The sequence below is a fragment of the Trichococcus sp. TS_SC_9 genome (assembly GCF_056156325.1).
Window position 1 is genome coordinate 13317 of record NZ_CM149591.1, and the last position, 14059, is coordinate 27375.

Genomic DNA, 14059 nt, shown 5'->3' on the forward strand with positions numbered 1-14059 from the left:
TTTCTTATGTACTTGATGCCTGCTGGATAAACGGAGTGGCTCCTCCGGTGAAGGAGTCCTTTGACGGAGGAGCCGGCGCGATTCAATCGCCTGCTCCGGCGAAAACCAGCTCACCGGAGTAGGCGTTCTGATTTAGCCCCATCTCCGGCTAACCAAGCTGTCACAGGAGGACCGACTATGTAGCATTCCTTCGCCGTTATCCGTTTTTGTCCTCCAGCCAGATTTTCCGGGAAATGAAATTCCAAGCCATCACGAACACGGTGGCGGCGATTTTGGCCACCAGATAGTATAATTCCACTTTATCCACGAACAGCCACATCAGAACTTGGTTCAAGCCTAAGCCAATGACGCTGAGCGTGACAAAGAGCAGTAATTCCTGGCGCTTCTCGGCTTCAACGAAGCGGCTCGTGAATACGTAACGCATACTCGCAGCATAATTGAACAATGTCGCAGCCACGAACGCCAGAGCGGCAGCCGTCAAATAATGCAGGCCGATGAAATCAGCCAAAATATACAGGATCAGAAAATCCAGCACCGTCGCCACGACACCGACGAGTCCGAATTTTACCACTTGAGCCATCAGTTTAGTCATCGTCCTGCCCCTCTCTGCTATCAGTCGGCAAGGCAACATCCGTTTCCTTTAGGATGTAGAGCGGACGGCGTTTCGTCTCCATGAAGGTTTTTCCCAAGTACTTCCCGAGGATCCCCAAACAGAACAGCTGTAAGCCGCCCATCCCCAAGATGATGACGATGAGCGAAGTCCAGCCGGAGGTTGCGTTACCGAAAACTAACGTCCGCACGGTCAGGATCAAAGCTGCCAAAATTGCAACGGCGAACGACAGGAAACCCGTGAAGGCCGCGATTGCCAACGGTGCCTCGGAAAAGGCAACGATCCCATCCAACGAATATTTGAACAGACTCCAGAATGACCAAGTCGTCTTACCAGCGACTCGTTCTTGATTTTCGTAGGAAAGATACTTCGTCTCGAAGCCGACCCAACTGAAGATCCCTTTCGAAAAACGGTTGTATTCAGTCATTTCCAAGACCGCGTCGACCATCTGCCGCGTCATCAAGCGGTAATCCCGGGAGCCATCCACGATTTCGGTAGCGGAGATGCGGTTGATAAGATGATAGAACTGACGCGCGAAAAAGGACCGGATTGGCGGTTCGCCTTTGCGGTCAAGGCGTTTCGTGCCGATGCAATCATATTCGCCTGTGCGGATCAAGGCAACCATTTCCACCAGCATAGCCGGCGGATCCTGAAGATCCGCATCCATCACGACAATGTAATCCCCGGTCGCGTGGCGCAGCCCCGCAACCATCGCCGCCTCTTTACCGAAGTTCCGCGAAAAAGAAAGGTAATGCACGCGCTCATCCAGCGCGGCCAACCGCTTCAGTTCCACCAGCGTAGCATCCTTCGATCCGTCATTAACAAAAATCAGTTCGAATGCGGCATCCGGCAGTTGGTCGCTGACCGCGTCAATCTCTTTATAAAAAATCGGCACCATCTCTTCCTCATTATGGCAAGGAACGATGATGGAAATGATATCTTTTGACATGTGTCCACCCCTGCATGTTCTTTCAGAATTCTGATCTTTCCTTTATCCTATCATACTTGACGAAGGTTGGCCGTCTATTTCTTGAAATGTTTCAGCAAACCGAGGCACCTGGTTTCGACGTGCTTCTGCCATAAGTACGCCACAGGCAAAGCGAACAGCGGCGACAGCAACAAGGCCGTTTCCGGCTGAATGACCTGGCCCAGGAACGTCACGAACAGGACGATTGACGTCGTGTGCGTCAGGTACAGGCTGAAGGACAGCTTTCCCAAGAGCAGCAGCGGTTTCGATTTGAAGAACGCCGTCAAACGTGGCGACTCCAAGCACAACAAAAGGAACAAAATGATGCCCAGCCCCGTCAGCAACAGGGTATGCCGCACCCGGAACGACAAACCAAGCGCCGCCAGAATCCACTGGCTCGGGATCAAAAATGGAATCGCCCAGGCCGAAACGATTCGGAAACGGCGGTGCTCCTGCACAAAGGCCCTGATGACCGGAAGATGCTTCGCCAGCACCGCTCCCATCACAAAAAAGATTGCATAATAATTGGTCCGGTTGAGCGACTCCGACAGTTGTGCCAACAAGACCGTGTCGCTCCGCATGCCCCAGTTCGTCAATGCCTCAATCCCCAACTGCATGACAGCATAATATCCGAGGACTTTCCTTGTCCGATTACGGTGAAGTGCCACTGCAAAAAAAGGCAGGATGAAGGACAAGCGCCATTCCTGGACCATGCTCCAGAAGGCGCCGCTAAGGATGTTCAGATTGTAGTCATACCCGAGAAAATACAGCAGCATCTCCAACGCGTTCGGCAGCCTTTTCCATTTCACATTGAACGAACCGCTCAAGTCAATCGTATCATGTTTCCATGCTCCGAACAGCGCAATCAAGATGCTTGTCACCGCGATAACAAGCACATAAGGCAGCATCAGGCGGATCCAACGTTTGATGATGAACGGCTTGAAGTCCAGCTTCCGGCCACTCAGATAGGGCCGCGCCAGGACGAAACCACCAATGATGTAGAAAACCAAAACCGCTTCATTACCGCCCCAGATTATTTTTAAGGGCGTCTGCGCCGCCATCCGCCAAAAGGAATTGGCAAAGATCTTGTATTCATTGGCACTGTAACCATAAACTGTCCAGACCGCCATGTGGAAAATCATGACAATGACGGAGGCCAATCCCCGCATGCCATCAAAGATTTCAATCCGTTGGCTTTGGCCGGATTTTTGCATAAACATTCACTCCCATTGTTTCGAGACTATCGCAATATTCCTTCCTATGGTAGTTCAAATGTGACGAAATTTCAAATTGTATAATTTTATAAGCATTACGACTATTTATTTCGAAGCCGAGATGTTATACTGTACTTACATGCGGTAAGTGAACTGAAAACCGCATCAAATATACAATTAGTGGAGGAACACACATGAACGTTTTAGTAGTAAAAGGAAATAATAGACCAGCAGAAGAAGCAATTTCTTCAAAAATGTACGAAACTTTTTTGGCAGCAGCCAAAGAAAATAAAGATTTGAATGTAACAACTTACAACGTCTTTTCAGAAGACATGCCTTACTTGGGCCAAGACCTTTTCGGCGCATACGGCAAAATGGCAGTCGGCGAAGAATTGACTGACATTGAAACACGCCTTTTGGCAGCAAAACAAAAAGTCATGGATGCCGTGACTGCAGCTGACGTGATCGTTTTCGCATTCCCATTATGGAACCTGACGATCCCTGCTAAATTACAAACATTCATCGACTACATCTTTGCAGCCGGCTTCACTTTCAAATATGACGAAACTGGTACGATGGTTGCTTTGATGCCTGAGAAGAAAGTCATCCTTCTGAACGCACGCGGCGGCATCTACTCCACTCCTGAAATGGCTCCATTGGACATGGGCGTCAACTACATGCGCAACGCATTCGGCGGCGTATTCGGAATGGAAATCATCGGCGAAGTCATCATCGAAGGACACGCAGCAGCTCCTGATCAAGCAGCAGCAATCATCGAAGAAGGCTTGGCGAAAGTTGAAGCTTTGGCTAAATCTTTATAATAAAATTAAAGCAGACGTGCCCAGTAATCGGACTGGTGCGCGTCTTTTTGTTGCTTCTCAATCACAATCCTGACTATAAAGATGCAAAATCATTTCATTTATTGTTGACAGTCCTCGCACAACTATGCAATAATACAAACCGTAATCATTTCGATTTACTATCATTTATTTTTCAGGAGGACAAAATGAAGAAAAAACATAGAACGTTCCGATGGATGATCGGCAGCCTGCTCGTTTTGAGCTTGGCGGCTTGCCAGTCCGATCCGGAAATCGAAGAAACTACAGAATCGAGTACTACTGCCGAAATCACGTTAGAGCCCGTCAACCTGCAGGACCAAGCGACAGTTGACGCCGCCAACGGCGTCTTTGAGGACAGCCAAGTCGCCGACCGCGCTCTGAGCGACTGGGAAGGCGAATGGCAATCGGTCTACCCTTACCTGCTGAACGGCACTTTGGACAGCGTCTTCGCGGAAAAAGCCGAAGAAACCGGCGAAAAGACCGCAGAAGAATACAAGCAATACTACACGGTCGGCTACGAATCAACCTTTACCAGCCTTACGATTTCCGGCGATTCCATCACGTTCTACGAAGGCAATACCGCACGCACCGGTACTTACTCTTATAGCGGTTATCAGATTCTGACCTACGAATCCGGCAAAAAAGGCGTCCGCTACTTGTTTGAACGGACGGATGATACCCAAAATACACCGAAGTATGTCCAGTTCAGTGACCATATCATCGAACCCACCGCTTCCGCGCACTTCCACATTTATCTAGGAGATGATAGCCACGCAGCGCTCCTTGAGGAGATGGATAACTGGCCGACTTTTTACCCAGCCGGGATGGACGGGGATGAAATCGTTGAAGAGATGCTGCATCACTGATCTGATAGTGGTTCACCGGTAGCTGTACTCCGGTGAACGACGGCTTCACCGGAATTGAGTGCTGATTTTTATTATATCCTCCGGTTAGCTTTCGCTCTCCGGAGGAGAAACTAGATTTAGCTGCTCTTTTCCGGTTAACGGTCCCTTAACCGAAGCTGGCTCCGAATTCCTGCATTTCCAAAAGAAAACTCCGGCACACGCTCGCCGGAGTTTTTTTCATTGAAGAATTAGAGGCAACGTTTATCCACCCAGCCAAGTGTTTGTCCGTTGGCGGTCACCAAGGCGTAGCAGCCGTCTGCTGTTTCCTGGATGACCTGTACCGGCGTGTTCAGATAGTAGTTCGTCAAAGATAGCAACGTGAAACCCGCAGTCCCCCATGGCAGGCTGTCGATCGAATAGCCGCTGGAACGGATAGTTGCGCTATAATTGGACGCCTTCGTGCTGAGCGCCGTCAACGCGCGATGATCGACCCAACCGATTGTCTGTCCGCTTTTTTGAATCAATTTGTAAGTCCCATCTGTCGTTTCCGCTATGACTTTCACCAAATTACCCAGATAGCTGTTCGTATTGCCGACCTGTTTGTATCCAACTGTGCCCCATGGCAAACTGTCGATCGAGTAGCCCAAGCCAGATACGCCCACATAATAGTCGACCTGTTTCGCGTTGCTGAAAGCCCGCTTGTCGATCCAGCCAAGGAACTTCCCGTCCACACCGATTTCCGCGTAGGTGCCATCCGCCGATTCCCGGTAGACGGTCGCCATTTTGCCGAAATAAGCTGAGGCATCCGCGACTTTCACGAATCCCGCCACCCCCCATGGAAGGCTGTCGATTGAATAGATGCCATTCATGATGGGCATGCTGTAGCTGGCTGTTTTGGTCGCGAACGTTTGCAGTCCCTTGCTGTCGATCCAGCCCAGTTCTTTCCCGTTGAAGGAAATAAAGGCATAGTTGCCGTCTGCGGTAATCCGCGATACATGCACTTCTTTGCCTAGGTAGTTGGATGAGGAAGCAACATAGGCAAAGCCGGCTTCCCCCCACGGCAGGCTATCGATCGAATAATTACTTTTCGAGACGACCACATTGTAATTGGCCGTAGCCGAATTGAAATACTCGAATGCTTTGTAGTCCACCCAACCGATTGATGCGCCGTTGTTGTAGGATATGCAGAAATAGGCCCCACTTGCGGACTTTCCAATCACTTTGACGGATTTTCCGATAAGGTCATTGCTCCAAGCAAGCGTACGGTAGCCGGTCGTTCCCCAAGGCAGGCTATCAATCGAATAGCCACTTTTCCGGATGGTGGCGTCATAGCTCTGAAAAGATGCGTTAAAAGCTTTCTTGCTGATCCAGCCCATATACGCGCCATTTATTTTGATTTCCGCGTAGGAGCCATCAGCCGTTTCCCGCACGACGGTCGCCACATTACCGACATAGGAAGCAGCATCCGCAATCTTTCTGGAACCGGGCTCACCGTAAGGCAAGCTGTCGATCGAATAGGAGCCGTTCATGATTGGCAGGCTGTAACTGACCGAAACGGTGCTGAAAGTCCTCAGCGCGGCGCTGTCCATCCAGCCCACTTCCTTGCCGCCGATTGAAATATAGGCATATTTCCCGTCCGCCGTCTTCTTCGTTACATGGACTTCTTTTCCATAATAGTCGGTGGAAGACGCGATATATTTGTAGCCTGTCGTCCCCCAAGGCAGGCTGTCGATCGAATAGCCGTAGCCGGAAACAAGCGCATTGTAGTCAACGGAAACGGTCTTGAGCGCAGAGGCTGCAGCCTGATCGAACTTCGTCAATCCGTATGCGCTGATGATGGCATTCAATTTCGTGTTGTAGGAAGAATCTGTCGCATAGCGCCCCGTCAAATAAAGGGTGGCATCTTTGTAGCTGGTCGTATTTTCGATCCAGGTGCCCTTGTAGAAATTCGCATCCCAACTGACTCCGTTGCGCAATTTCAGCGCATAATCGACCATCGATTCATAATAGGACGGATAGAGCCTGAAGAAAGCATCGATCCAGATCACCGATCCGTCGCTCTCTTCCTCCCATGTGCGCATCACAATGGAATTCCCTTGATAAGAGCCTTTGATCCCGAAGAGATTGTTCCCTACCGTGCCCAGTTTGCTGGTACCGTATGCCGTTTCCAGCGAAGCTTGCGCAACCATAACGGATGAATACAGATTATACTCCTTGCCGATTCCGGTCGCATAACTGCCCAAATATTCGACGAACTCGGCTGAATTCGCGAAAGTCCGTGTCTCTTTATCGACGCTGGAATAGACATTCGTTCCGTTGACGCTTAATAATTGCCCAACATAGATCAGGTTGGCGTTTGTAAGATAATTCCAGCGGATCAGACTGTTTATGTCCGTAGAATAGTGGACTGCGATCGATTTCAGAGTATCTCCGGATTGGACGTAGTAATACCAAGAGCCTTTCGCTTCCTGAACGCTAGCCGGCCCAGTAGTCAAAGCTGCACTGGAGACGCTCATCGGTGACAATGTCGCTGAGGCTGCCACTTCCTCAGTCGGAGCAGCGGTCTCTGTCGTTGCACCTGTCTCTGTAGATGAAGCAGCGTCTGCTGGTGGTGCTTCCTCAATGATTACTCCATCAACCGTCGTAGGCTCAGTTGCCGCGGTTGGAGTTTCCTCAGAGGTTTCTGTGAGGGCGGGGAGAATGGTCCACTCGGTTTCTTCCAGTATTTTTGTCTTGCTCTGATCGCTGTATACAATCACTTTAATGACTTGCTCTGCTGCGATGTCGGTTACCGGCAGACGGAATGCCCCGGCCCCATCGACGGAAGTTTCCATCAAACTGATACCCTCACTCAGAAAAACGATGTAACTGTTAGGCGTGGCCGTACCGCTGATTTCTTCAGCATCTGCGTATATTGGATCCAGAACCATTTTTTTGATAGTAGCTACACTCTCCTGCAAAGCAGGCATGGCTGTTGTTGCGCTACTGACGGTTGCTTCAGTTTTTGCAGCCGGGATCACCTCCGGAGTAACCGCTTGCATTTCTTCTTCTTGTGGCGCCTCTTCAGTGGAGATTGCTGTCCCTGTTCCACCATCAGGTTGTTGCGCCGGTATGGCTAAGCTTGCCGAATCCACCGGCACTGATTCTATAATGATATTCTGTTCATCGGCAGAAGCATATTTGTTACCGAAAAAAAGACTGGATGCTGCCACACTCGATAAAGCAAGACAAGTGCGTAAGTATTTATTTTGAACAATCATAGTACCCCTCCATCACATCGTAATATTTCTTAAGATTCCATTAAATATTGCCTCTTCATTATACCATCATTGAAATGGAACGAGCCAATATTTTTTGATTATTTCCATTCTCAAGAAGCGTTTCGATTGAAAGATTTCTTGAATGACTCAATAACCCAACTGAATCGCCAAATCTGTAAGGAGGGTGTCATCACGGACTTCCAAGGGTTCACGCAACGTATCTTCGAGTACCAAGCCTAATCAATACTGAATTGATATAATAAAATACGCGCAATCGACTCGGCCGTTTTCTGCTTTGTTGATTGCGCGTTTCTTTTGGGTAGGTATGCTGTTAATGAAAAAAGAAGCCTGAAGAAACATCTCTCCACAGAGGATTCTTCAGACCTTTACTTTTATACTGTGTTTTGGCTATTCTTCAGAATTCGGCTATTCGAAATAAGCTACGATACCAACAGTGATAGCTTTCGCCAAAGTTGTCTGGTAGCTGCTCGTGGTCAGCTTCGCCAACTCGGTCGGCGAACTCATGTAACCCAGTTCCAGCAATACCGCAGGAATAGCCGTTTCTCGAAGAACTGCGAATGTATTCCGACGCACGCCGCGATCGATCGCCCATGTATTGTCTATCAAGGAATCCTGGATCGCTGAAGCCAATTGCGCACTCTCCAGAATGCGCGTTGGATCATTGTGCATTTCTTCGTTGATGATCGGCGGGTAATCTGAGTCGTATTGATAGTAGTACGTTTCGATTCCGGTGACAGTGGCATTTCCTGGCATCGCATTGTGATGGATGCTGACAAAAATATCCGCTCCCGATGCATTCGCCTCTTCTGAGCGCTCCAGCAAACCAACATAGGTATCTGTTGTGCGCGACATGATGACCGTGAATCCCAACGCTTCCAGATTTGTTTTCACCTTATTCGAGACAGCCAGGTTGATGGTCTTTTCCATCACGCTACTGTAAGTCGCTCCTGCCTCCCAGCCACCATGTCCGGGATCAAGGAACACTGTGTGGTTCAACACAGCAACCGTCAAGGCGTCCTTAGCAATCCAACCCAGCACCTTTCCATTAAGAGAAGCCAATGCCCAAAGGACGCCATCCGCAGTCAACTTTTCTTGGCTGACTGTCACGCCACTACCAAGGTAACTGGAAGTATAGCCGACCGTTTGGTAGCCTTCCATCCCCCATGGCAATGTGTTGATGCCGTCCGTCCCGCGTGTGATCGTCGCTTTATAGAACGTGTCAGTCGTAGTGATGACTTTATTGAAGAGAGCTTCTTTTGCAATCCAACCGAGTTCCTTTCCATTGATGGAAATCAGAGCCCAGGTCACGCCGTTATCCGTCACTTGCTCTTTTGAGACAGTGACTTTTTGTCCCAAATAAGTATATCCGTAGCCAATTGTTTTGTAGCCTTTCATTCCCCATGGCAATGTGTTGATGCCATCGGTTCCTCGAAAAATAGTTGCTTGATAGGAAACGGTCTTCGAAGATACGACTTGGACATAAGTCGGTTCGGTCAAGGCAGCTTTCGAAATCCAGCCAATCTGGTTTCCATCAATGGAAATTAAGGCCCATGTCACTCCATTGTCAGCCACTTTTTCTTGGATGACGGTCACTTGTTTGCCCAGATAGTTCGAGCTGGTGCCGATGGTTTGATACCCTCTTGTTCCCCAAGGCTGCGTGTTGATGCCGTCCCCAACGCGCGTTACCGTAGCCGGATAATTCACGTCTGTCGTCATAAGAATCTGCACATATATGACCGGTTTCAAAGCATCCTTGGCGATCCAGCCCAATTGGATACCATCCAATGCGATCAGAGCCCAAGTAACGCCGTTGTCGGCTACTTTTTCTTGGCTGACGGTCACTTGCTTGTTCGCATAAGTGCTGCTATTGCCGACTGTCTGGTAGCCTTTCGTGCCCCATGGCTGCGAATTGATCGCATCAGAGTTGCGGATGATTGTCGCTTCATAATCCACATTGGTCGTAGACAAAATCTGTACATAGGTCGGCTCTGTCAATGAATCCTTGGCGATCCAGCCTAATTGGGTGCCGTTGAACGAAATCAGCGCCCATGTCACACCATTCTCCACAACTTTCTCCTGGCTGACGATCACGCTTTTGCCCAGGTAATCCGCACTCTGTCCCAAAGTTTTGAACCCGCGGGTCCCCCATGGTGCTGTGTTGATTGCATCCGTTCCGCGCGTAATCGTTGCCGGATAATCCACAGTTGTGGTTGATAAAACCGACAAATAGGTCGGCTCTGTCAATGCATCCTTGGTGATCCAGCCCAATCGTGTGCCATTTAACGAAATCAAGGCCCACGTCACGCCATTCTCCACAATTTTCTCTTGGCTGACGGTCACGCTTTTTCCTAAGTAATCCGCACTCTGTCCCAAAGTCTTAAAGCCGTATGTCCCCCACGGCTCTGCATTGATTGCATCCGTTCCACGTGTGATCGTTGCCGGATAATCCACAGTAGTTGTCGAAAGAACAGCCAGATAGGTCGCTTCCGTCAAAGCATCTTTAGCAATCCAACCGATTGCCTTTCCATCCAAAGAAATCAGCGCCCAGGTCACACCGTTATCGGCCAACTTTTCCTGGCTGACCGTGATGGTTTTCCCGAGATAACTCGAACTGGATCCAATCGTCTTGTACCCTTGCGTTCCCCAAGGAAGCGTGTTGATCCCGTCGGTGCCGTGCGTTACCGTAGCTTCGTAATCCACAGTCGTCGTCGATAGAATCTGGACGTATGCCGTTTCTGAAACCACAGTTACGCCATCTATATCAGTGGCCTTAGCTACCGGAATGTTGGACGTGCCTAAAGCCAAAAGCACAACCCCTACCATAGAAGCCATGCGCCAATCCAAAGCATTATTATGAAACATTCTCTTCATTTTACCCCTCCAATCAGATAATGAATCCATTCAATTATTTTGAATAATACAAGGCTATCTTACCATTTTTCATTCTGGATGACACCTTGTTTTTCGAACAGATATTTCAATCGTCAAAAAGCAAAACAGCCTCTCCGATTTCCCTAGCCAAACAGGGAAAGAAGAGAGACTGTTTTTAATTCAAAAGCGTATCGTACGGAATGAAGTAGGCATAATCCCCTGACAAGATGAAGATCAACAAAAAGATGATGACCGTGAATCCTAAACAGAAAATAAGATTGACCATTTTATTCTTCGTAAAATTAAGGATGAAATACGGTGCCACGAACATTTCATAGGTCGCAAATGGTGAACTCAGACGTCCACCTACTGTCGCCAGATTTCCGAAAGCGATCAGAATCAATGAAGCTAAGAAGTAGAGATTATGATACGTCCGGTATTTTTCATCCTTGCGGATATTCGTGAACAGCAATGTCGCGAAGAAAATCAGCAGCTGCATCATCAGGACCGGATTTAGCAACCACTGCCCACCCGTATAGGCCGGGTTCGTGAAATACGGTGCGTAGCGGTCTGGGACCGCCCACATGTAAAGCTGCGGAATCTGCACAACAATTCCTGCGGCAACCGCCAAAGCGAACAGCACCATCACCTGCAGCCGGCTGCCGTCATAGAGATAGTTCTCGTAGACGTAGCCGACGATGAAGATGAGCGCGGTGATATGGAACAGCGATGCAATCCCCACCACGAGCAGAAAACGGAATAGCTGTTTCTGCTTCAGGTACTTCACCGAATAGAGCAGGATGATGCTCGCAATCGAACCGCGGATCTGCCCCATATCCCTCGCCAAAAAGAAGCGGGAAAAATAGTAGAACAGGATCAAGGACGGATATGGGACATTTTTATAAAGATAATTGACCAACAACCCCATGCTCAGGAACGCGAAGAAGAGAATGAATGCGTAATAGTTCAAACCCAACTTAAGGAATAGATAGTTCAATAACAGGTAACCTGGTTCGGCATCGATGCTGCCGTTGAAGACATCCGATAAGCCTGTCAAATCATAGAAAAAGTAATAATAAGAAACGAAATCGTATCCTGAGTAATAGCGCAACCCGGCCAGGATAGCCAAGAGGCCGCCACCGATCAGGACGATTTTTTTGTTGTCATAGAACACTTCAGCAATGCTGAGCAGCAGCAAGATGATGAACGTAAAGACGTAGAGCGCCATCCTTTATTCCTCCTCCAATGCTAGACTAAGATGATTTTGATTGGAGTCGCATAATTTTCCAATAGCGTGCGTTGATTCTTGTACCAATCCTTCGTCGTGCCGTTCTTACGGGAAACGATGATGACTTCATCGAAACTCAACAGTGGGTCTGCCGAAAGGATGGATTGCGCGAATACGTATGGTTTCCCTTCTATCTGCTCCAAGCGTTTGTGCACAGTCGGCGCCACCGGTTCCTCGGAAAGGATCAGTTTGCGGGTCGCAGCCGGATGTTGGATACCGTGCGCTAAAGCCGCTTCCTGTTCTGCAGCAGCCGTATGGGACAGGTCTAACACCGTATCATCATCGCTCATGCGATAGTTGAACACATCCGTGATCTCCTTCTTGAAGAACAGACGTAAAAATCCCAACAGCATGCCCAACAACAGGCCGCCAATGAACAAACCAACACCCATTACAAGATACAGCAACAAGCTAGTACTTCCTGTTTCATTTGTCTTCTCCGGACCTTTTTCCAATTGGACAACATGCGGTTCGGACAATAGGTAGATGCTCTTGTTTTCGAAGAAGGGGATCGTTCCCTCTTGCATTGCTTTATAGAGGACTGTTGCGATGGCTTCATTCTTTGCCTCATTTCCGGTCCCTACAGTGATGTGTAACTCACTCGTATCATAATCCGTGTCTACATCAATCATGTAATTTGCCGGAATGTCGCCTTCTTCCATCGCTTCGATTTCATCAGTTGCAACGATTGGCTCCACCGAATCAATCGCCTCATAGACATTTGGCGATAACAGCACTGCTTCCAACAGATTAAAATTCGTGAAAGCATAGCCTTCCGTATTTTCTACATAGAAATCGAAACGTACGGCATCTTCCAAGAGCGCTTTGTATTCAGTGTCCGTGATCAGCTGCAGTTCTAATCCAGTGGCCGGATCAATTTTCTTGATTTCTTCGACTTTATCATCACTGAACAGCGTGTAGGCGATTGCCAGTATGTACAGTAGGACAAGTGCTAAAGCAGTCCCGAAGATCGTCTTTTTATTATCCTGCAAAAATTCTTTTGTTTCTTTTAGGGTGGGTAAATGCATCATGCAGAGGCCTCCTTCGCGTCGTAGATTTTTTCCAGCGCTTTTGCGGTCTTCCGCATGTCAAAAGCTTCCATTTCCGGTTTTGGACTGTTGCCTTTCGGCTCGCCCATGACTTCGGCTTCCCAACGGTCCAAGTCCGCATCCAGCGGCACAAACCGGACATTTTCGGATAATACCGTGTCCTCCGACACTTCCGTCGACATCACCATCTTGACGTTGGCGGCCTGCGCTTCCACCGCCACGATCGGCAAACCTTCATACAACGAAGGCAACAGGAAGACATCCATCGCTTTCAGCAGTTCGGCGATATTTTCGCGCTCCCCCATGAAGAGCACATGGTCGGATACACCCAGATCCTTGGCTAAGCCATGGATCTCTGCTTCGAGGCTTCCGGCCCCAACCGACAACAGATACGTGTTCGGGTGTTTCTTCAGGATGTGCTGGAAAATCTTCAGCAACAGCCGGTGATTTTTTTGTTCTTCGAAACGGCCGATATGACCGATCACGAAGGTGTCTTCCGGAATGCCCAACTGCACATGCATCTCTTCCTTCGTCACCGGCACGTTGCGGTAACGGTCGAGGTCGATACCGTTCGGAAGCATAACGAATGGCTGCTCGTTGCCGAAGAGGCCGATACCGGCTTCATCTGAACAGCCGATGAAATCAGTCGCATATTTCATCATCAGATTGTTGAAAATCGGGCGCACGACGCTGTACGGGAATCGGTTACCTTTACCGTCGGAAGTCGCATGGCTGTGGGCGATGCGTTTTTTGACGCCGGCTTTGGCAGCCAGCCATAGGTTCAGGCCGCCGCCGAAGAAGATTTCGTTGTGGACGATATCGACTTGGTTCTCCTGCAGCAGTTTGCTGACGGTTTTGATGTAGCGGAGCGGGTGCTTATTGGGGTTTGGCACCACGAAAATTTTGCCTCCCAATGCGGCGATTTCATCATGATAAGGACGCACGTCAGCAAATTCCTCATAGATGACGAAATCAAATTGGAACTTGGAGCGGTCGATATTGCGGTAGGCGTTCATCATGAAGGTTTCCGCCCCGCCCTTGCCCATTCTGCCCTGGAAATGCAGGACACGTTTAGGTTGAGTCATTAGTGTAGTT

The 14059-nt window shown here is 49.0% G+C and carries 10 protein-coding genes; 2 read left to right on the top strand and 8 right to left on the bottom strand.

Annotated features, from left to right (window positions below; translation table 11 throughout):
* Positions 1 to 196: 196 nt before the first annotated feature.
* The 3 genes from AC0J5I_RS00080 to AC0J5I_RS00090 form a co-directional block, all read right to left on the bottom strand.
* Positions 197 to 592, bottom strand: coding sequence for a GtrA family protein (locus AC0J5I_RS00080; protein WP_475301705.1), 396 nt, complete (start codon positions 590 to 592; stop codon positions 197 to 199).
* Entirely contained in the window at positions 585 to 1559 is a 975-nt protein-coding gene (locus AC0J5I_RS00085; protein WP_475301709.1) for a glycosyltransferase family 2 protein, read from the bottom strand. The genes AC0J5I_RS00080 and AC0J5I_RS00085 overlap by 8 nt, the downstream gene beginning before the upstream one ends.
* Positions 1560 to 1633: 74 nt before the next feature.
* Positions 1634 to 2791: an acyltransferase family protein gene (locus tag AC0J5I_RS00090; protein ID WP_475301714.1), complete on the bottom strand. Its 1158-nt coding sequence runs from the start codon at positions 2789 to 2791 to the stop codon at positions 1634 to 1636.
* Between the two features lie 194 nt (positions 2792 to 2985).
* Between AC0J5I_RS00090 and AC0J5I_RS00095 the strand changes: the two genes are divergently transcribed.
* Together AC0J5I_RS00095 and AC0J5I_RS00100 are read left to right on the top strand one after the other, a co-directional pair.
* Positions 2986 to 3612, top strand: coding sequence for an FMN-dependent NADH-azoreductase (locus AC0J5I_RS00095; protein ID WP_475301718.1), 627 nt, complete (start codon positions 2986 to 2988; stop codon positions 3610 to 3612).
* Between the two features lie 185 nt (positions 3613 to 3797).
* Positions 3798 to 4496, top strand: a complete 699-nt coding sequence (locus AC0J5I_RS00100) for a metal-binding protein ZinT (protein ID WP_475301721.1) — start codon at positions 3798 to 3800, stop codon at positions 4494 to 4496.
* A 227-nt stretch (positions 4497 to 4723) separates the two neighbouring features.
* Here AC0J5I_RS00100 and AC0J5I_RS00105 read toward each other — a convergent pair whose 3' ends face one another.
* The 5 genes from AC0J5I_RS00105 to AC0J5I_RS00125 form a co-directional block, all read right to left on the bottom strand.
* Positions 4724 to 7735, bottom strand: a complete 3012-nt coding sequence (locus tag AC0J5I_RS00105) for a GW dipeptide domain-containing protein (protein WP_475301725.1) — start codon at positions 7733 to 7735, stop codon at positions 4724 to 4726.
* 426 nt (positions 7736 to 8161) lie between these two features.
* Positions 8162 to 10627 (bottom strand): GW dipeptide domain-containing protein, encoded by a 2466-nt coding sequence (locus AC0J5I_RS00110; protein WP_475301731.1) that lies wholly within the window; start codon positions 10625 to 10627, stop codon positions 8162 to 8164.
* Positions 10628 to 10802: 175 nt separating this feature from the next.
* Positions 10803 to 11855, bottom strand: coding sequence for an EpsG family protein (locus AC0J5I_RS00115; protein WP_475301735.1), 1053 nt, complete (start codon positions 11853 to 11855; stop codon positions 10803 to 10805).
* A gap of 20 nt (positions 11856 to 11875) precedes the next feature.
* Entirely contained in the window at positions 11876 to 12946 is a 1071-nt protein-coding gene (locus tag AC0J5I_RS00120; RefSeq protein WP_475301740.1) for a hypothetical protein, read from the bottom strand.
* Positions 12943 to 14049, bottom strand: a complete 1107-nt coding sequence (locus tag AC0J5I_RS00125) for a glycosyltransferase family 1 protein (RefSeq protein ID WP_475301743.1) — start codon at positions 14047 to 14049, stop codon at positions 12943 to 12945. Before AC0J5I_RS00125 ends, AC0J5I_RS00120 begins: the two co-directional genes overlap by 4 nt.
* Between the last annotated feature and the right edge of the window lie 10 nt (positions 14050 to 14059).

What these genes read in the sequence shown, in the direction of transcription:
- AC0J5I_RS00080 (WP_475301705.1), bottom strand. Translation starts at nt 592, where the DNA reads ATGACTAAACTGATGGCTCAAGTGGTAAAATTCGGACTCGTCGGTGTC.
- AC0J5I_RS00085 (WP_475301709.1), bottom strand. Translation starts at nt 1,559, where the DNA reads ATGTCAAAAGATATCATTTCCATCATCGTTCCTTGCCATAATGAGGAA.
- AC0J5I_RS00090 (WP_475301714.1), bottom strand. Translation starts at nt 2,791, where the DNA reads ATGCAAAAATCCGGCCAAAGCCAACGGATTGAAATCTTTGATGGCATG.
- AC0J5I_RS00095 (WP_475301718.1), top strand. Translation starts at nt 2,986, where the DNA reads ATGAACGTTTTAGTAGTAAAAGGAAATAATAGACCAGCAGAAGAAGCA.
- AC0J5I_RS00100 (WP_475301721.1), top strand. Translation starts at nt 3,798, where the DNA reads ATGAAGAAAAAACATAGAACGTTCCGATGGATGATCGGCAGCCTGCTC.
- AC0J5I_RS00105 (WP_475301725.1), bottom strand. Translation starts at nt 7,735, where the DNA reads ATGATTGTTCAAAATAAATACTTACGCACTTGTCTTGCTTTATCGAGT.
- AC0J5I_RS00110 (WP_475301731.1), bottom strand. Translation starts at nt 10,627, where the DNA reads ATGAAGAGAATGTTTCATAATAATGCTTTGGATTGGCGCATGGCTTCT.
- AC0J5I_RS00115 (WP_475301735.1), bottom strand. Translation starts at nt 11,855, where the DNA reads ATGGCGCTCTACGTCTTTACGTTCATCATCTTGCTGCTGCTCAGCATT.
- AC0J5I_RS00120 (WP_475301740.1), bottom strand. Translation starts at nt 12,946, where the DNA reads ATGATGCATTTACCCACCCTAAAAGAAACAAAAGAATTTTTGCAGGAT.
- AC0J5I_RS00125 (WP_475301743.1), bottom strand. Translation starts at nt 14,049, where the DNA reads ATGACTCAACCTAAACGTGTCCTGCATTTCCAGGGCAGAATGGGCAAG.